Source organism: Rhodanobacter koreensis (genome assembly GCF_054782855.1).
In genome coordinates this window covers 15,282-34,288 of sequence record NZ_BAAGRR010000002.1, presented here as the reverse complement: position 1 = coordinate 34,288, position 19,007 = coordinate 15,282, and the positions used below count along the sequence as shown (strand labels likewise).

Sequence of the window (19,007 nt, the reverse complement as noted above, 5' to 3'; positions counted from 1 at the left end):
GAATTGAAACCGTGAGCCCGAGCCGCAGCCGCAACCAGACCGAACTCGACGAGGCGGACTACGGTCCCAGCCGCACCCAGCAGCGCCGCGAAGCCCTCGCCGTGCTGGCGCTGGCACATCAGCTGATCGAACTGCAGCCAAGCCGGCTGGCCAAGCTCGACCTGCCGGAAGACGTGCGTCGCGAGATCGACATCACCCGTCGCATCACCGCGCACATCGCACGCAAACGCCAGATGGCTTTCCTAGCCAAGGTGATGCGCCGCTATGGCGAGGAAGACTTCGCCTCGGTACGCGCCGAGCTCGGCGAGAACCGCGAAAAGCAGCGCCAGGAGACCGCCGCGATGCATCGCCTCGAAGCGATGCGCGATCGGTTGGTCAGCGAAGACGAAACCGCCCTGTCCGAACTGATCGCCGAGCATCCGCAGGTCGACCGCCAGCACCTGCGCTCGCTGGTGCGCCAGGCACGCATCGAGAAGGACACGCCGAACAAGCCGCCGCGGGCGTATCGGGAGATCTTTCAGTTGTTGAAGGATCTGAATCAGAAGGACGGTTCGATCGAGCCGTAGTCAGGCATCGACTATCGACCCACGCCGGACATCCCGGCGTCTGCCGGCGCGCATTGCCCGGACGTCCGCAAACCTGTCCGCGGACGCGAACACGTATCCCCACAACCAGGCATCAAACTCTTGAATTGACTGGTGTCAGCCACGCATCTCCCGTTGGCACATGACTTGCTCTGTCTGGATACAACGACATCGTGTTCGCTTGCGCGCATGAGTTGTTGCCACTCCCACTTTCGCCGGGTTCGATGGGCACGGCGGGTTACCGGATATCCATACAAGGAGAGCTTCGTTGTCCATGTTCCGCACGCATCTTCTTTTCATACTGACCGTGGCCATCGGAATGGCCTCGACCCATGCCTCTTCTGCCACAGCACCCGCTGCTGCATCCAGCGCGACGGCTGCGCCGGTTCAGGACAAATCGCCCCTGATGTCGCGCGACGAGGTCACCCGGATCCTCGAGAGCAATCGCAAGATCGTCTCGCCGAATGGTGTCGATGAGAGGATCAAGGTGCGCATCAATGGCATCGACCAATGGCTGTCGATTCGCGGCAAGGATCGACGCAATCCGATCCTGCTGTTCCTGCACGGTGGCCCGGCTTCCCCGGCCATGCCGGAGGCCTATACGTTCCAGACGCCCTGGGAGGATTACTTCACCGTGGTGCAGTGGGATCAACGAGGCACCGGCAAGACCTATGCAGCCAATTCGGAACAGGCGATGGCGCCGGGCATGACCGTCGATGGCATGACGGACGATGCCGCTCAAGTCGTGCAATACCTGCGTCAGCACTACGGCAAGCAGAAGATCTTCCTGCTGGGCCATTCATGGGGCACGGTACTGGGCGTCCATCTGGCTCAGCTGCATCCGGACTGGTTCTACGCGTATATCTCGGTGGGCCAGGTCGTGAATGGGCGCCACAACGAAGAGGTCGGCTACGCCTTCGCCCTCCGTGAAGCGTTGGCGCATGGCAACGCACAAGCCGTGCGCGAGCTGAAAGCCATGGCGCCTTATCCGGGTCCGAAGCTGACCCTCGACAACATCGGTACGCGCAGCAAATGGGAGATGTACTACGGCGGCCTCGCCTATGGTCGCCAGGACTACCAGTTCGAAGACGATGCCGAATCGTTGTCGCCCGACTACAGCAAGGCCGATCTCGTCGCGATCGGCAAGGGCAGCCTGTTTTCGCTGAATCACCTGCTGCAACCGCTGCTGGCGGTCGACTTCGACCACACCACGCATTTCGATTGCCCGGTGATCGTGTTCGTGGGGCAGCACGACTACACCACGGCGCACGAGCTGACCGAAAAGTGGTTCGGGGATATCCGGGCGCCCTCGAAGCGACTGGTGATGTTTGCCGACTCGGCCCACATGATCATGCAGGAGCAGCCGGGGCGATTCCTGATGCATCTGGTGACCGATGCATTGCCATTGGCACAGAGCGCAGGAGACGCGGCGCCTGCGGAAGTTACGCGCGATCAGTAACGCCGCATGGCGGCATCGGGATGTTCACGAACATCCCGATACCTGAATCCCTCTTCTGCGTATTCGCTATCAGCCGAGGGCGAATATTGCGGCCGATGGCTGGGTGTCCGCTTTGCGTGGACGCACCTGTAGGAGCACCCCCTGTACGCGATGCTTTTGCTGCATTCGGAGCAAGAGCTTTCGCCCTCCTGCGAAGGCCGAGTTACTTTCTCTTTGCGTGGCCACGCGCACGCAGGAGTGTGCGCGAACAGCGAAGCTGGCCCGAAGGGCGCAGGGCAGGATGCCCGGAGTAAAGAGAAAGCTAACCAAAGAGAAAGGCCACCCCGCTTGGCGCTTGCCGGGCATCCACGCCCGGCAAGTCCGTGAGTCGGCGCTGGGCTTTTCGACAGGGCATCCTGCCCCATCGAAAAGGAGTCGACTTCCCTGTTGACTCCCGCAGAGCAGCGGGCCATCGTGGCCCGCACTTTTCAATAGAGCCAGAGCAAAGCGGAGCCTGAGCGGCAAACCAACCGAGACTGACAACATTCTTCCGATGAGGGAGAGCAGTCATCGCTACGAGGGCTATATAGCCTGAAATATCCGCTCCAACCCGTTACTGCCGGTCGCAGCCGTCCGTTATCGGGACGGCCGGCTGAAGCCGATGTATCAGCGCATTGAGCCGCTGATCAATCTGCCGGCGCGCGGGAAGAATTTCGTAAGCGGTCATCGAACGACTCGCGCCGGCAAGCCTGCTCCATTCGCCACAATGCATGAAAAAGCCCGGGAGCGGCTTCGTCCATCAACGCCTGCGAGGTCTCGCCCATTCTGACCAGCGCCTTGCGGAGGTGCCGGATTTCGCCAACGCCCTTGGCGGTAAGTGCGACAACAGTGCGTCTTCGATCTTGCTTGTCGATGCGCGTTCTGACCAACCCTTGAGCCTGGAGTTGTTTGATCCAGTTGATGACCAATGGGTGCGATTGGCGCAGCAGAGCGGAAATTTCGGTAACACCCAATGGCCCGTGTTCATCGAGCGCCAGCAACGTGGACGTGGTGCGTGGTGGCACGGTCACCCCGACTTCGGGATACCAGGCATCGGCGCCGCGCACGAGTTCATCCGAAAGCCGCCTGAGCAGGTGCGCAAGATAAGCCGGCCCCTGCCTGCGGATGAAATCCTCGCCGATCCCTTCCTCTTCGTTCACCTGCATGTTTTGCCCCTTCGGCCCGCACGAAACCGTTCCACTTGATTGTCGCATATTTTTTATGTAACTTTTTACATAAATCCCATGTCGTCGGATATGCCAATGCACTTTTTCCTGTCGCCGCGCGCCACCGTCATCATGCATCGGGTGCCGCTTGTGCTTGCCGCCCTGCTCCTGGCCGTGTCGACGAAGTCTGCCGCGGCATCGTCGGCAAGCCACACCGGCGATTGCCCTGTAGGCATCTATCAACTGGACGACGGCAGCAAGCTCGATGTCGGTCCGAGCGATGGCGACCACCTGCGCTGGCGCAAGGAGGATGGCAGCACGGGTTTGCTGACTCGGGACGCAAACAATGCGTGGACCAGCACGCTGGGCTGGACGGGACGCCCGGATGGCAAGCGCGCGTCATTCGATTGCGACAAGGGCACGATCATCTTCGCGGGAATTTCGGGTCGGCAAATTCCGTTGCAGGTGACGAACGTGACCTTCCAAGGCGCGGGTGTGTCGCTCGCCGGCCGCCTGGTAATGCCGCAAGGCCACGCGCGCGTACCGATCGTGGTCCTCGTGCACGGTTCGGAGGACATTTCAGCGTTGGATTTCTATTCCCTGCAACGACAGTTCCCCGCCGAGGGCATCGGCGCGTTCGTGTACGACAAGCGCGGCACCGGCAAGTCAGGCGGGGTGTATACGCAAAACTATCTGCTGCTGGCCGACGATGCGATTGCCGCGGCAAACGAGGCCAAACGCCTCGCCGGTGCGCGTGCGGGTCGCATCGGTTACCAAGGCGGCAGCCAAGGCGGCTGGGTGGCGCCGTTAGCCGCGAAGATCGAGCCGGTCGACTTCGTGGTCATCGGGTTCGGCCTGGCGGTGTCGCCCCTCGACGAGGATCGCGAAGCGATCGCCTTCGACCTGACCAGCCGCGGTTACGGGGCTGAGGTGGTCGCCAAGGCGATGCATATAGCCGATGCCGTGTCGACCATCGTCGTCAGCAATTTCCGGAATGGATACGATCAACTCGCCGCCGTGAAGGCGCGATATGGAAAGGAACCGTGGTTCAAATACGTGCACGGCGACATCGCGTTCTATCTTCTCGAAACGCCTGAAGCCAAGCTTCGTGAACAAGGCCCCGTGCTGCTGGCCGGCGTCCCGGCGAATTACGACCCCATGCCGGTGCTGCGCAATCTCGATACGCCGCAACTCTGGATACTGGCCGCCGACGACCACGATGCACCGAGTGCGGAGACTGAACGGCGCCTGCGCGCACTGCAGGCCAAGGACAAACCCATCACGGTCGCGGTGTTCCCGCACACCGAACATGGCATATACGAGTACGAAACCACGGCCGACGGCGAGCGCGTCGACACGCGCAACCCGGAAGGCTACTTCGCGATGATGCGCGACTTCATTTTGCAGGGACGGTTCGATACGCGACGTTACGGCACCAGCGCGATCTACCGTCCGGCAATGGCACCGACAGATGCGAGCGCGCATCATTGATGTCTCAACCGGTCGCATCATGGACAAGCGCACGCCGTTCGCGCAGCTCCTGCGGCGCAGTGGTTACTTTTCTCTTGGCCACGCAAGAGAAAAGTGACTCGGCTGTCGTAGGTAGACGAAAGCTCTTCGCTCTGATGGCTGAGTACAGAAGCGATTCCGGCCTTCGCCGGAATCACGGCTAGGAGGGGCTGATGCAGACCTTCGCCGGAATGACGACTGGGAGGGTCGGGACAAGTACCCTGGCTTACGACGCTGTCCCACCCACCGTCATCCCGTCGATCTTCAGCGTCGGCTGACCCACGCCCACCGGCACACTCTGCCCATCCTTGCCGCACACGCCGACGCCATCATCCAGCTTCATGTCGTTGCCGATCATCGAGACGCGGTTGAGCACCTCCGGGCCGGAACCGATCAGCGTGGCACCCTTCACCGGCCGCGTGATTTTCCCGTCCTCGATCAGGTACGCCTCGGACGCGGAGAACACGAACTTGCCGTTGGTGATGTCGACCTGGCCGCCGCCGAAATTCGGCGCGTACAGGCCCTTCTTCACCGAGCGGATGATCTCGGCGGGATCATGTAAACCACCGAGCATGTAGGTGTTGGTCATGCGCGGCATCGGCAGCGCGGTGAACGATTCGCGGCGGCCGTTGCCGGTGGGCACCATGCCCATCAGGCGCGCGTTGAGCTTGTCCTGCATGTAGCCCTTGAGGATGCCGTCCTCGATCAACGTGGTGCATTCGGTCGGGGTGCCTTCGTCGTCGATGCTGAGCGAGCCGCGGCGACCCGGCAGGGTGCCGTCGTCGACGATGGTGACGCCCTTCGCCGCGACGCGCTGGCCGATGCGGCCGGAGAACGCCGAGCTGCCCTTGCGGTTGAAGTCGCCTTCGAGGCCGTGGCCGATCGCCTCGTGCAGCAGCACGCCGGGCCAGCCGGGACCGAGCACGACGGTCATCTGGCCGGCCGGCGCGTCGATGGCGTCGAGGTTCACCAGCGCCTGGCGCACCGCCTCGTCGGCGAACGCCAGTGCGCGGCCGTTCTCGATCAGTTCGCGATAGCCGTAACGACCACCGCCACCGGCGCTGCCCTGCTCGCGACGGCCGTTCTGTTCGGCGATCACCTGCACGTTGAGGCGCACCAGCGGGCGCACGTCGGCGGCCAGGGTGCCGTCAGACGCGGCGATGAGAATGGTGTCGATGGTCGCGGCGAGGCTGACGATGACTTGCTTGATGCGCGGATCGCGCGAGCGCGCGTACGCATCGACCTCGCGCAGCAGCGCGATCTTGTCGGGGTTGGGCAGGCTCTCGACCGGGTCGATGGCCGGATACAGCTGGCGCGCGCCGTTGAGTGCCAGCGGCGTGCCCGCACCTTTGCCGCCATGGGCAATCGCGCGGGCGGCTTTCGAGGCCTCCAGCAGCTGCGGCAGCACGATCTCGTCGGAATAGGCGAAGCCGGTCTTCTCTCCACTGATGGCACGCACGCCGACGCCCTGCTCGATCGAATGGCTGCCGTCCTTGACGATGCCCTCTTCCAGCATCCACGACTCGCTGCGCGAGTGCTGGAAGTACAGGTCGGCGGCGTCGATCGATGGCCCCATCAGCTGGGTGAACACCCGATCGAGGTCGCCGGTGGCGATGCCGCCGGGGGTCAGCAACTTGCTCTGCGCTAATGCGATCAGGGAATCCATGGTGCTCGTTCGTCTGCGGTCGATCAGGAACTACCCCACATGGGGTTGTCGCTGGCCGCTTTAAAGCCGTGATGCGAATCTCCGGTCTGCCAGTCGCGGCCATGCCAGCCGGCGCCCGGCATGAAGTCCCCTGTTGTGAAGCGTCTCCGGCTGGCGCCCACAGCCGTCCGGAACAAATTCATCCCGGTGCAAGGAATGCCGACCTGCACCAGTCATGTTGAGTGGGGCGAAGGGGGATTCCCTCAATGGCTGCCTGCGCTGCTGGCCGGCGCGGGAATGACCAGCGGTGGCAGCACGCTCGATGCCGACACGGGCGACAGTGACGGAGCAGCCAGCGCTGCCTTGAGCGGGATGTCGCTCTTTTCCACCAGGGTCATCACCGGTTTGTCCCAGGTGCCGGTGACGTGATAGCGCCGGATCGCCACATGGTTCAGGCCCTTGCCGAGCAGTCCCTGCACGGCAAGGCCGGCGGCCGCGCCCACCGGGCCTCCGACCACGGCACCGACCCACGGCAGACTGTTGCCGACGTGCGGCACCACCACCATCTGCTGGTCGTAATCCTTTGCCCGCAGGCCGGTACGGCCGCTGACACGGACGTTGGCCGCTGGCCCATCGATCGCCAGGTTGTTGGTGGTCGCGTTGCCATCGGCCAGATGGAAGTCGCCGGCAATCGAATCGAACGCCAGTCCCTTGCCGAACACATCGCCGAAATCCAGGCTGAGCCGGCGCGGCAGTTCGGCCAGCGAGACCAGCCCGAGCAGTCGTCCCACCCCGGGTGACGATGCCTCGGGAATACGGCCATCGTTGACCTTGATGCGCAGCGTGCCGTTCATCGTGGCCAACGATAGTGAATTGGGTGCACCGGGCCAGGTGGCATCGAGCTGGTCATTCGTCTTGCCGCCGTGCACCAGGCCGTCGTAGCCCAGCGCCCCCAGCATCTCGCCAAGGTCCTCGGCCGCGAAGCTGATCTTCATGTGCGTATGGCTGTTGGTGGCGTTGCCGTTCCAGTCGCCGCTGGCATTGATCTGCACCCGGCTGGACAGCGCCCGCAATTGTTCGATGTGCTGCCCGTTTGGAGTGGGCCAGGTTTCGACGCGCGCCTCGCCGAGTTTGGCGTCGCCCAGACGCAGATCACCCACCCATAGATGAAATGGCGGCAACGCGGCCGGATTGACGCCGGTATTGGCAGGATCGACAGCTGGCGTGACTGGCGCAGCCGCGCCAGCAGGCATACCTGCAGCCGTAGCCGTCGAAGCCGCCGGTGGTGTTTCCGCTGTTGGACTTTTCGGCCAGTACAGCCGCTGCAACCGGGCAGTGACGCCACGCTTGTCCAGCTCCTGCGTCGGCACGCTGAAATTGCCGGCCATCGCGGTGCCGTCCACGTCCACGCTCAGCGCATCGGCCTGCGGTCTGGCCTGGATCTTCATCGGCCCGAGCGGATGACCGAACCACTCGGCCTGATCGGCGTCGATGTCGATACTTTCCAACCCCGGGCCGCCGCCACCGCTCCCGGCCGCCGCCCACTGCACCCAGCCGGTAACGTCCAGCTGGGCGGCATGGCCGCGGATGCGCAGGTCCTTCATGGGCAATCCATCCGGCATCTGCTCACCGAAAGCCAGCGTGCCCGCCAGCGGCTGCTTCGTATCGGTGGGCAGGCGCAAGTGGCCATGCATCACCTGGCCCAGCGTGAACTGCAGGTCGCTGCCGCTGATTGGCAGACCCATCGTCAAATGCAACGGCAGGCTGGCCGCCGCCGACTTGTTCAGCGGCGCGGGCAGATCGAGTGCGGTGCCGGTCAGCGGCGAGTCGACGCTGAGGGTCTGCGTCAGTGCATCGCCGCCGGGCACGTGGGCGATCGCAAAGCCGATGCTGAAATCGCTGCGGCCGTCCGCCAGCCGACCCAGCCAGTTCAGCGATGGATAGTCCTGCACCAGTTCGGCGACCTTGTAACTGCCTTGCAGTTGCGCCGACAGCACGGTATTCGGGTCGCTGTTGGCACCGGCAATCGCCAATTGCAGCTTGGACGGCTGACCGTGAAAACCCGCATCCAGCGGGCCCGCCTGCATGCCGTGAAGATCGAAACGCAGGGGGCCGTTGAGCTTGTCCAGCTTGAGGTTCCACTCCGCTGCACTGAGGTCGGCGTCCTGCAGTTGGGCTGTACCGCTGAGCTGGGCGTCCTCGATCTTTTTCAGCGGCAGGCTCAGGTGGAAACCGAACGTGCCGTTGCCGCCTACCGTCAGCTTGGCCAGCGTGTCGGCCTCATGGCGGCCGATCGGGCTGTTGCGCACAAAGTTCATCAGGCTGGCACCGCTGCCGCTGCCCTGCACATTGAGGTCGAGCAGGCCATCGCCGAAATCCGGTATCAACGCGACCGCCTTGTCCGCCTTGACGCCGAGCGACTGGCCGCCACTGGCCTCGACCAGCATGCCGTTGTTGACGAAGCTGGCCACGGCACTGATACCTTCGGCGTGCGGCCAGTCATCGCCATAGTCGAACGTAAGGTCGCTGAGTTGTGCGCGTGCCTCGAAACGACCCTCGTTGTGATGGAACGGCCAGTCGGCCAGATCGCCGCGGACCAGCACCTGCGCCTGGTCGATCTGACCCGCCACCAGCGCACGGTCCAGCCATGCAACGGTCGCCGGTGGCATGACGCTGACCGGCCAGAACAGTTTGGCCGCCGGCACGTCCGCGTGATCGACCGAAGCGTACAGATCCAGGAACGGCGCCCCACCCTGCGCCGGCAGGGTCGCCTCGCCGCGCGCCTGTCCGGCATAACCGGCACCGACGAATTCGAATGGGTCGACTCCGATGTGCCAGCCGTCGTCCTGCCGCCAGAATGCCAGCGTGCCGGCCAGCTTCGACAATGCGAACGGCTGGCGGAACAGGTGCGAGAACTGCAAGGTGGCGGCCTGATCCGGCAACTCTATCGACAGCGCCTCGGCATCGCCGCGCATCTCGCCATGCAGGCCACTCAGCCCCGGCAGCTTGCCGACCGGGTCGATGGCCAGATTCTGGAAGGTGAGGTCCAGCGAGCCCAGTCCGCTGGCTCGGCTCCACTGCATCGCGACCTTGCTCAGGTCACCGCGTGGATGCCCGCTGCCCAACCACTGTGCCAGGCCCTGCGGCAGATCCGGCGCCAGTGCCAGCCAGGGCAGCAACGGGGCCAGTTGCAGTTCGCTTGCGGCGACGCCGATGCCGGCCTGCGCACTGCCGGGCTGGTGCAGGCCGAGCGCCAGCGCACTGCCGTCGTCGCCAGCCCAGCGCACATCGTAGCCATCGCCGGTCTGGCGCAAGCCGGCCAGCCCATGCAGGGTCGGCACGATGGCGGTGGCGCCTGTGGGTGAGGTCACTGCCAGCCCGTCCAGATCGAAACGGACCAGGCTGCTGGCCAACCGGCCCTTGTGCCAGTCCAGCCACGCCGACAGCCGGCCATGGCCCTGACCCGCCGTATAGCCGCCCATATCGATACCGTCCAGCAGGGGTTTCAGCTCGACATCATCGGCACCCAGCCAGATCCGGCCGCTGCTGCCGTCCTGACGGAAACGTCCCGCGGTGCGCAGGGCCGTATTCACGCCACCTCGCTGCAGCAGGCCGCCGAAGCGGATCTGGCTACCTTGATGGCTCAGCCGCAGTTGTGGAGCCAGCAAGGTGTAATGCTTGCCGAGGATGGCGTCGGTGACGTCCACCCGCAGATTTTCCAGCCACAGATCCAGCGAAAGCCGCCCCGGTGAGAACGGCTGCTGGCCGGTGCCACCGGCGACGCCGATGCCGTTGATGTGCCAGCCCGCAGCATCGCGCGCCAGATCCAGCTGCAGGCCATGCACATGCAGGTTGAGCAGGTGCCGCGACGGCAGCAGCCAGCCGCCGAAGTCCAGCTTCAATTCGGATTCGGGCAACTGCAGCATGTTGCCCTGTTCACCGGCTGCAGGCCCTACCGTCACGTCGTGCATGACGAACAGCGGCCCGGACGGCGTCCAGCGCCCCTCCAGCGAGGCAAAGCTGACTGGCCGCTGTATGCGCTGACTCAGCTGTGCGGCCACCCAGGCCGGATGCCGTGCCAGCAGCGGCAGCAGCAGCTGTGCCAGCGCCGCCGTCACGGCCAGCAGGATCACCGCGACACCGGCGATCCAGCCAAGTCCGCGCGCACAGACATGCAGCCGACGCTGCCACAGCGCGTTCACGCGCGGCAATCCGGACCGGATTTACAGCAAGACGACATCAAACTGTTCCTGCGAATAATGCTCTTCAGCCTGAAAGCGTATGCTCTTGGAGATGAACTCTTCCAGTTCGGCCACCGCACTGGATTCTTCCTCCAGGATGCGGTTCACCACCAGCGGATTGGCCATCACCAGCAGCTGCTGGGCATTGAACTGGCGCACCGCTCGGGTGATTTCGCGGAAAATCTCGTAGGTCACCGTTTCGGCGGTCTTCAGCACGCCGCGACCGTTACAGGCCGGGCACGGTTCGCACAGCTGGCGCGCCAGGCTTTCGGTAGTGCGCTTGCGGGTCATCTCGACCAGCCCCAGCGCCGACATCGGATACACCGTGGTCTTGGCGTGGTCGCGCGCCAGCCCCTTGGCCAGCATGCGCAGCACCTGGCGCTTGTGCTCCTCATCGTTCATGTCGATGAAGTCGATGATGATGATGCCGCCGAGGTTGCGCAGCCGCAGTTGGCGTGCCGCCGCCTGCGCGGCCTCCAGGTTGGTGCGGTAGACCGTCTCCTCCAGGTTGCGCGTGCCGAGGTAGGCACCGGTGTTGACGTCGATCGTGGTCATCGCCTCGGTCTGGTCGACGATCAGGTAGCCGCCGGATTTCAGCGGCACTTCCTTCTTCAGCGCGCGCTGCATTTCGTCCTCGACACCGTACAGGTCGAAGATCGGCCGCTCGCCGTCGTAGTGCTCGATGCGGTCGTCCAGATGCGGCATGAACTTGTGCACGAACTTGGCGACCTTTTCGAAGGTCTCGCGCGAATCCACCCGCACCTTCTCGATGTCGTCATTGAGCATGTCGCGCAGACTACGCAATGGCAGCGAGAGTTCCTCGTAGACGCGCTCGCCGACCTTCGCCTTGGCGATGTTCTCCTGCACCACCCGCCACACCTTGGCCAGATAGGCCACGTCGAAGGCCAGCGACTCGGCGCTCTGGCCCTCCGCATTGGTGCGCACGATGTAGCCCAGAGGGCTTTCGCCGATCAACGGGGTCAACACGTCCTTCAACCGCTGGCGCTCGGCCTCGTCTTCGATGCGTGCGGAAATGCCCAGCGTGCGCGCGTACGGCAGCAGCACCAGGTAGCGCGAGGGGATCGACAGGTGCGCCGACAGCCGCGCGCCCTTGGTGCTGATCGGATCCTTGACCACCTGCACCACGATTTCCTGGCCTTCGTGCACCAGTTCGCTGATGGAAGGGATGTGACCATTGCCGTTGCCGTTCGGCTCTCCCCCTTCGACGACAGGCGCCGGGCGCACGATGTCCGAGGCGTGCAGGAACGCCGCGCGCTCCAGCCCGATCTCCACGAATACCGCCTGCATCCCGGGCATCACCCGCTGCACGCGACCCTTGTAGACATTGCCGACATAGCCTCGTTTGGAGGCCCGTTCGACGTGTACCTCCTGCAACATGCCGTTCTCGACCACGCCGACCCGCGTCTCGCGCGGCGTCACGTTGATCAGTATTTCTTCGCTCACCGCATACTCCCCGGACAGGTGATCTTTATAGCGGCTGCAGCCACGGGCTGTCGATGAACCGTGACGATGAACCGGCATTCGCGTGTCGGATGCCGCAAAATAAGCTGCCGCACGCAAGATATGCCGGTAGCGGAAGCACCGTTCGCGCCGTTGCAGCCCAGTCGAAACCCGGGAGTTCAGAAATCATGGGCACGCCCAAGACAACGCCGATACTGCTGGCCTGGAGTGGCGGCAAGGACTGCCTGCTGGCACTGCAGCACCTGCTCGCCGACCCGCAATGGCAGGTCGTCGGCCTGCTCACGACAGTCAATCGCAATTACCAGCGCATCGCCATGCATGGCGTGCAGCGCGAAGTGCTGCTGGCGCAGGCCGCCGCGCTTGAGCTGCCGTTGCTTGAAGTCATGCTGGACTGGCCCGGCAGCAACGAAGCCTACGAGCAAGCCCATGCACAGGCGCTGGTCGAGGCGCGGATGCGCTGGCCCGGCATCCGCCATTGCGCGTTCGGCGACCTGTTCCTGGAAGACGTGCGCGACTACCGGGTGCGCCAGCTTGGCCGCGACAACTGGCGCGCGGTGTTTCCTCTATGGGGCGAGGAAACCGCCGCGCTGTCACGGCGCTTCGTCCGCGAAGGTCATCGAGCCATGCTGTGCTGCGTGGACACCCAGCAACTCGACGCCGGCTTTTGTGGCCGCCACTACGATGCCGCCATGCTCGACGCACTGCCCGCCGGCGTCGATCCCTGCGGCGAGCGCGGCGAATTCCACACGCTGAGCTACGCCGGACCACTGTTCCGTCAGCCACTCAGGCTGCGTCGCGGCGAATCGGTGCTGCGCGACGGACGTTTCCAGTTCACCGATTTCCTGCTCGACGACAGCGGGTCCGACAACAGCCGGCGCCACGATGCCACGCAAGACTGACCCGCACATCCTGCCCGATGTGCTGCAACCCGGGCTGCGACTGGTGTTCTGCGGCACCGCTGCCAGCAAACGTTCGGCCGCCGAGCGCGCCTACTACGCCCATCCCGGCAACCTGTTCTGGAGCGCATTGTTCGAGGCGGGCCTGACCCCACGCAAGCTGGCACCCTCGCAGTTTCCGCTGCTGCCTGACTATGGCATCGGCCTCACCGATCTGGCCAAGCACCACAGCGGCAACGACGACGAGCTGCCACGCGATGCGTTCGATGTGCCCGCCCTGCTCGCCAAGATCGAACGCCACCAGCCACGCCTGCTCGCATTCACCAGCAAGCATGCGGCACGCGCAGCACTCGGACACGCGGTGGATTACGGCCCGCAACGCGAGAGTATCGGCAGCACAAAGCTATTCGTGCTGCCGTCGCCATCGGGACAGGCGCGTGGCCATTGGGATCTGGCGCCGTGGCAGGTGCTGGCAGACAAGGTCAGACAGCGTTGACCCTTCAACCGCTGAAGCGATCCGATCAATGCAAAATTTTGATGCCGCGATGATGTCAGCGCGACTCGTTGGTGGGTTAGCACTCAATCCATCGGCGTCTGTCGATACTTGCTGACATCGCGCTCCATCACCACCGGCGCGCTGTTGTTCCAGGTATGCCGGATATAGCTGACCACCGCAGCCACTTCGGCATCACTCAGCTGCTGCGCGAACGGCGGCATCGAATAGGGTCGCGGGTTGGCGGCGGTCAGCGGCGCAAATCCACCGAGCAGCACCGCACGGGTCGCGTTGATGCCGCTCGGCTCGGTGACCGAGGAGTTGCCGTTGAGCGCCGGATAGATGCCTGCGACGCCGTTGCCGTCCTTGCCGTGGCAGTCCGCGCAATGCTGCGTGTAGACCTTCTCGCCCTGCTTGACTATCGCATTGGCGTTGAACGGCGGCGTTTCTTCACGCGGCTGCGCTCGCGGCGGCAGCGAGCCCAGATAGGTCGCCACCGCGCGCAGGTCGTCGTCGGTCATGTGCTGGGTGCTGCTCGCCACCACGTCGGCCATCGGGCCGAACGCCGTGCCCTTCGCCGACTGGCCGGTTTTCAGCAGGTCGACGATGTCCTGTTCGCTCCAGCCCCGCAGGCCGCCGTTCTGCCGCGTGCTCAGGTCCGGCGCATACCAGTTCTGTTGCGGGATCTGGCCGCCGGTCAGATGTTCGCCCTGCGGCGTGCCGCCGAGCGAATCGCGCGCGGCATGGCATTCGTTGCAGTGCCCGAGTCCCTGCACCAGGTAGGCACCGCGGTTCCACTGCGCCGATTGTCCAGGATCGGGCTTGAACTCGCCTTCCCTGAAGTACAGTGCACGCCACGCCGCCAGGCTGTTGCGCACGCTGTACGGGAAATCCAGTGTCAACTTGCTGGGCGCCTGATGTACCGGTGGCAGCGACTGCAACCAGGCGAAGATCGCCAGCGCATCGTCATGCGTCACCCTGGTATACGAGGTGAAGGAGAACGCCGGATACAGCAGCTCGCCATGACGGCCCTTGCCGGCATGCAACGCCTGCCAGAAATCCTCGAAGCTCCAGTTGCCCAGGCCGGTGTCGCGATCCGGCGTGATGTTGGGTACGGGGATGTTGCCGAACGGCGTCGCCAGCGAGCGGCCGCCGGCGAGCGCTGCGCCGCCTTGCGCGGTATGGCAGCCGGCGCAGTCGCCTACGGTGGCCAGGTATTTGCCCCTCGCTATCAGGGCGGGATCATGCAGGGTCGAGGCCGCCACCTTGCTCATCGCCGGTGGTGTCGGCCGCTGACCACCGCCGAAAAACAGCCAGCCCACCAGCAGCAGGACCAGCACCACGATCAGCAGCAGGCATCGGCGCAGCCACTTCATGTGCCGTCTCCCGTCGCACCCAGCACACCGCACGGTAGCGGCGGCGTCACCGAACCGGCAGCCTGGGCATGCGTGTCGGCGGGCAACTGGCGACTGGCCAGCGCGGCGGCCACCGCCGTGATATCCGGTTCGCTCAACCGGTTCGCCACCACCGCCATGCAATCCGGCGCCAACGTGGCACGGGTATGCGTGCGCCAGGAGCCCAGCTGCGCGCTGAGGTAGTCGTACGGCAGGCCGACCAGCCCCGGTGTGGACGGTTGCACCCCGGTCAGCTGGCTGCCGTGGCAGCTGGCGCAGGCCGGAATCTGGCGCGCGGGATCGCCCTTGCTGACCAGTTGCTCGCCGCGTTGCAGGATCGCCGCGGAAACCGGCGGCAAGGGTGACCGGGCATAGGGCACCTGCTGCGCGGCGAAGTATTCGGCGATCTCCTGCATGTAGGCCGGACTCAGCTGGCGCACGGTGTATTCCATCGGCGCGTACTTGCGCAGGCCGTTCTGGAAATCCTGCATCTGGCGCACCAGGTAAGCAGCCGGCTTGCCGGCCAGACGCGGGAAATAACCGCTACCCGGCGTGCCTTCGCCGTGCACACCATGACAGGTGGTGCAGGCGGCAATGCGCTGCTGCAAGGTATCGGGAATCGGTGGTGCATCGGCAGCGCGGCTGGGGCCACCGAACAACATGACGACAACAAGAAGGGCCGCGGCACCGAAGGGCTTGGCATGTTGCAGGCTGGTGTTCGCGTTCATCGTCCGATTATAGGCGTGCATGCCGTGATGATTGATCGGACATGGCGCTAAGCTGGCGCTTCGCGACAACATGCCGCATCCGCCGAACCGGGGATTGCCGTGAGCCGTTCAGCCGTCTATCTCGCCGCGTTCGTCGCTGCACTCTCTGCGGCGCCGGCCATTGCCGCCGATTCAACATCGCCCGCTGCGATCTACGCATCGGTCGCACAGCTGCAGCAACGCATGGATGCTGGCACGCTCGACAGCCGGCAACTGGCCAGACAGTTCCTGCAACGCATCCGGCAGATCGACCGCTCCGGCCCCACCTTGCGTGCCGTGCTCGAAACCAACCCCGATGCGCTGCATCTTGCCCGTGCACTTGACCACGCACGCAGCAGCGCATCGCACAGTCCGTTGTATGGCATCCCGGTGCTGCTGAAGGACAACATCGATACCGGTGATCGCATGCTGACCACCGCCGGCTCGCTGGCACTGACAGATGCACCGGCACCGCATGATGCCGCGCTGGTTGAACGCCTGCGTCAGGCTGGCGCACTGGCCCTCGGCAAGACCAACCTCAGCGAGTGGGCCGACATGCGCTCCGATCACGCCAGCAGTGGCTGGAGCGGCGTCGGCGGTCAGACGCGCAACCCGTACGCGCTCGATCGCAATCCCTGCGGATCGAGCTCGGGCTCCGCGGCAGCGGTGGCAGCAGGACTCGCCACGGTGGCGATCGGCACCGAAACGGACGGCTCGATCATCTGCCCCGCCTCGATGAATGGCATCGTCGGCATCAAGCCGACGCTGGGGTTGGTCAGCCGCAGCGGCATCGTGCCGATCAGCCACAACCAGGACACGGCCGGCCCGTTGGCGCGAAGCGTGGCCGATGCCGCGGCACTGCTGACGGTGATCGCCGGCAGCGACCCACGTGACCCGGCCACCGCCGAGGCGGACCAGCACAAAACCGACTACACCCGTTTCCTCGGCCCGGATGGCCTGCGTGGCAAGCGCATCGGCGTGGTGCGCCAACTCGCCGGCAACGAACCGAATGCGGATCGCGTGCTCGGGCAGGCGATCGCGACGATGAAGGCACAGGGGGCAATCATCGTCGATCCGGTCGTGCTGCCGCATCTGAGCGAACTGAACACGCCGGAGTCGACCGTCCTGCAGTACGACCTCAAACACGATCTCAACGCCTACCTGGCCACGCGGACCGGACTGAAGGTGCATACGTTGACCGACCTGATCGCGTTCGATCAGCGTGAGGCTGCACGCGAGATGCCATGGTTCGGGCAGCAGCTGTTCGAGCAGGCCCAGGCCAGGGGTCCGCTCACCGACAAGTCCTATACCGATGCGCTGACGAAGGCGAAACAGCTGGCCGGCCCGGAGGGCATCGACGCCGCGCTGGCGAAGGATCATCTCGACGCCTTGCTGGCGCCGTCGTGGGGGCCGGCGTTCGTCACCGACCCGGTACTCGGCGATCACATCGTCAGTGGCGACCCGACGATCGGTGGCGCATCACAACCCGCCGCGGTGGCAGGTTATCCCTCGATCACCGTGCCGGCCGGATGGGCGCATGGTCTGCCCGTCGGCATCGTGCTGTTCGGTGCGAAGTGGAGCGAGCCGACGCTGATTTCGATCGCCTCCGGCTTCGAACAACACACCCATGCATGGCAGCCGCCGAAGTTCCTTGATACGGTGGGTGGCAAGCCGGTGGCCGTCGTGCCGCGCTGAGGTCCTGCACCATGTCCGAGCCGATCCTGCAAAGCACGCTGACCTGCCCCGCTTGCGGGCATCAGTCCACCGAGACCATGCCGACGAATGCGTGCCTGTTTTTCCACGAGTGTCCGCACTGCGGCATGTTGCTTCGCCCCAGGCCCGGCGATTGCTGCGTGTTCTGCTCCTACGGCGACGTGCCGTGCCCGCCGATCCAGCAACGGACATCGTGCTGCAGCTAACTCATCTGCGTGTTGCGCCTGATTCCGCATCGGGCAGCTCAGTGGCGCCGTGGCGGGATGCCTCAACCCTGTTCGTGGCCGCCGACTGACTTGCGCACGATCAGCATCGCCAGTTCCAGCGACTGCTCGTAATTCAGACGTGGATCGACCATCGACTTGTAGGCACGGTCGAGATCCGACTCGGACAGGTCGCGCGCACCGCCCATGCATTCGGTGACGTCCTCGCCGGTCAGCTCCAGATGCACGCCACCCAGTCGCGTACCAACGGCGGCGTGGATATCGAACGCCTGATCGAGTTCACCGCGGATATTGTCGAAGCGGCGTGTCTTGTAGCCGTTCGAGGTGCTCTCGGTATTGCCGTGCATCGGATCGGCCACCCACAGCACGCGGCGACCCTCGCGCTTCACCGCTTCCAGCAGCGGTGGCAGTGCGCTGGCGATCTTTGCGTTGCCCATGCGATGGATCAGGGTCAGTCGCCCCGGTTCGTCCTGCGGGTTCAGTGCGTCGATCAGCGGCAGCAGTTGCGCTGCCGTCACCGTCGGGCCGACCTTCACCGCGATCGGATTGCGGATGCCGCGGAAATACTCCACGTGCGCGCCGTCCAGCGCAGCCGTGCGCATGCCGATCCACGGGAAATGCGTGGACAGGTTGAAGAAGCCGGGATGGCGCGGCACCTGCCGGGTCAACGCTTGTTCGTAATGCAGCAGCAGCGCCTCGTGCGAGGTGAAGAAATCCACCTTGGAGAACCCGGCGATCGGCCCGGCCAGGGTTTCCATGAAGCGCAGCGAATCGCCGATACCGGTGACCATCTGGCGGTATTCGGCAGCCAGCGGCGAATGCTCGACCCAGGCCAGGTCCCAGTATTCCGGGTGATGCAGATCAGCGAAACCGCCGTCGATCAGCGCGCGCACGAAGTTCATGGTCAGCGCCGAATGCGCATGCGCCTGGATCAGCCGTTGCGGATCGGGGCGACGCGCTGCTGTGGTGAATTCCGGACTGTTGACCAGATCGCCGCGGAAGCTGGGCAGCGTCACCCCATCGCGCGTCTCGGTGTCGGTTGAACGCGGCTTCGCATACTGGCCGGCAAAGCGGCCCACACGCAGCACCGGCTTCTTCAGCCCGTGCACCAGCACCAGACTCATCTGCAGCAGCACTTTCAACCGGTTGGAAATGATCGGGCTGGTGCAGTCGGCGAAGCTCTCCGCGCAATCGCCACCCTGCAGCAGGAAGCGCCGGCCTTCCTGCGCCTCGGCGAGCGACTGTTTCAGTGCCAGCACTTCCCACGAGGTCACCAGCGGCGGCAGCTGGGCCAGCTGGGTACCGGCGGCGGCCAGTTCGGCCGCATCGTCGTACTGCGGCTGTTGCAGTGCCTCGCGCTGCTGCCAGGAATCGGGAGCCCAGTGTTGGGGAGCGGAAGTATTGGGCAAACCGGCATTCATGGGTACGGCCTTGATC

At 64.7% G+C, this 19,007-nt stretch carries 14 protein-coding genes; 7 read left to right on the top strand and 7 right to left on the bottom strand.

Annotated features, from left to right (window positions below; genetic code table 11):
• Window positions 1–11: 11 nt before the first annotated feature.
• Entirely contained in the window at window positions 12–566 is a 555-nt protein-coding gene (yjgA, locus tag ACYVKM_RS05860) for a ribosome biogenesis factor YjgA (protein ID WP_460876609.1), read from the top strand.
• Between the two features lie 424 nt (window positions 567–990).
• Window positions 991–2,043 carry an alpha/beta fold hydrolase gene (locus ACYVKM_RS05855; protein ID WP_460876608.1) on the top strand — a complete coding sequence of 351 codons (1,053 nt, stop codon included), beginning with the start codon at window positions 991–993 and terminating at the stop codon, window positions 2,041–2,043.
• A gap of 665 nt (window positions 2,044–2,708) precedes the next feature.
• On the opposite strand, the gene ACYVKM_RS05850 is transcribed toward ACYVKM_RS05855, so the two are convergent.
• Window positions 2,709–3,227, bottom strand: coding sequence for a MarR family winged helix-turn-helix transcriptional regulator (locus tag ACYVKM_RS05850; protein WP_460876606.1), 519 nt, complete (start codon window positions 3,225–3,227; stop codon window positions 2,709–2,711).
• Window positions 3,228–3,323: 96 nt separating this feature from the next.
• On the opposite strand from ACYVKM_RS05850, the gene ACYVKM_RS05845 reads away from it, so the two are divergent.
• Window positions 3,324–4,718: an alpha/beta hydrolase family protein gene (locus ACYVKM_RS05845; protein ID WP_460876604.1), complete on the top strand. Its 1,395-nt coding sequence runs from the start codon at window positions 3,324–3,326 to the stop codon at window positions 4,716–4,718.
• Window positions 4,719–4,962: 244 nt separating this feature from the next.
• Here the strand turns inward: ACYVKM_RS05845 and tldD are convergent, their stop codons facing one another.
• From tldD to rng, 3 genes are all read right to left on the bottom strand, one after another.
• Window positions 4,963–6,402: a metalloprotease TldD gene (tldD, locus tag ACYVKM_RS05840; RefSeq protein ID WP_460876602.1), complete on the bottom strand. Its 1,440-nt coding sequence runs from the start codon at window positions 6,400–6,402 to the stop codon at window positions 4,963–4,965.
• 242 nt (window positions 6,403–6,644) lie between these two features.
• Window positions 6,645–10,583 (bottom strand): YhdP family protein, encoded by a 3,939-nt coding sequence (locus ACYVKM_RS05835; protein WP_460876600.1) that lies wholly within the window; start codon window positions 10,581–10,583, stop codon window positions 6,645–6,647.
• Window positions 10,584–10,604: 21 nt separating this feature from the next.
• Complete coding sequence (gene rng / locus ACYVKM_RS05830; RefSeq protein WP_460876598.1) at window positions 10,605–12,086, bottom strand: ribonuclease G; 1,482 nt, start codon at window positions 12,084–12,086, stop codon at window positions 10,605–10,607.
• A 185-nt stretch (window positions 12,087–12,271) separates the two neighbouring features.
• Between rng and ACYVKM_RS05825 the strand changes: the two genes are divergently transcribed.
• Window positions 12,272–13,003 (top strand): Dph6-related ATP pyrophosphatase, encoded by a 732-nt coding sequence (locus ACYVKM_RS05825; RefSeq protein ID WP_460876596.1) that lies wholly within the window; start codon window positions 12,272–12,274, stop codon window positions 13,001–13,003.
• Window positions 12,987–13,496, top strand: a complete 510-nt coding sequence (locus tag ACYVKM_RS05820) for a mismatch-specific DNA-glycosylase (RefSeq protein WP_460876595.1) — start codon at window positions 12,987–12,989, stop codon at window positions 13,494–13,496. The genes ACYVKM_RS05825 and ACYVKM_RS05820 overlap by 17 nt, the downstream gene beginning before the upstream one ends.
• A gap of 83 nt (window positions 13,497–13,579) precedes the next feature.
• Here the strand turns inward: ACYVKM_RS05820 and ACYVKM_RS05815 are convergent, their stop codons facing one another.
• Window positions 13,580–14,869 (bottom strand): c-type cytochrome, encoded by a 1,290-nt coding sequence (locus tag ACYVKM_RS05815; protein WP_460876594.1) that lies wholly within the window; start codon window positions 14,867–14,869, stop codon window positions 13,580–13,582.
• Window positions 14,866–15,615 carry a c-type cytochrome gene (locus tag ACYVKM_RS05810; protein ID WP_460876592.1) on the bottom strand — a complete coding sequence of 250 codons (750 nt, stop codon included), beginning with the start codon at window positions 15,613–15,615 and terminating at the stop codon, window positions 14,866–14,868. Before ACYVKM_RS05810 ends, ACYVKM_RS05815 begins: the two co-directional genes overlap by 4 nt.
• Window positions 15,616–15,714: 99 nt before the next feature.
• Between ACYVKM_RS05810 and ACYVKM_RS05805 the strand changes: the two genes are divergently transcribed.
• Together ACYVKM_RS05805 and ACYVKM_RS05800 are read left to right on the top strand one after the other, a co-directional pair.
• Window positions 15,715–17,328, top strand: coding sequence for an amidase (locus ACYVKM_RS05805; protein WP_460876590.1), 1,614 nt, complete (start codon window positions 15,715–15,717; stop codon window positions 17,326–17,328).
• An 11-nt stretch (window positions 17,329–17,339) separates the two neighbouring features.
• Window positions 17,340–17,552 carry a GDCCVxC domain-containing (seleno)protein gene (locus tag ACYVKM_RS05800; protein WP_460876588.1) on the top strand — a complete coding sequence of 71 codons (213 nt, stop codon included), beginning with the start codon at window positions 17,340–17,342 and terminating at the stop codon, window positions 17,550–17,552.
• A 62-nt stretch (window positions 17,553–17,614) separates the two neighbouring features.
• Here the strand turns inward: ACYVKM_RS05800 and ACYVKM_RS05795 are convergent, their stop codons facing one another.
• On the bottom strand, window positions 17,615–18,991 hold the full coding sequence (locus ACYVKM_RS05795; protein WP_460877790.1) for a class II 3-deoxy-7-phosphoheptulonate synthase: 1,377 nt from the start codon (window positions 18,989–18,991) through the stop codon (window positions 17,615–17,617).
• Between the last annotated feature and the right edge of the window lie 16 nt (window positions 18,992–19,007).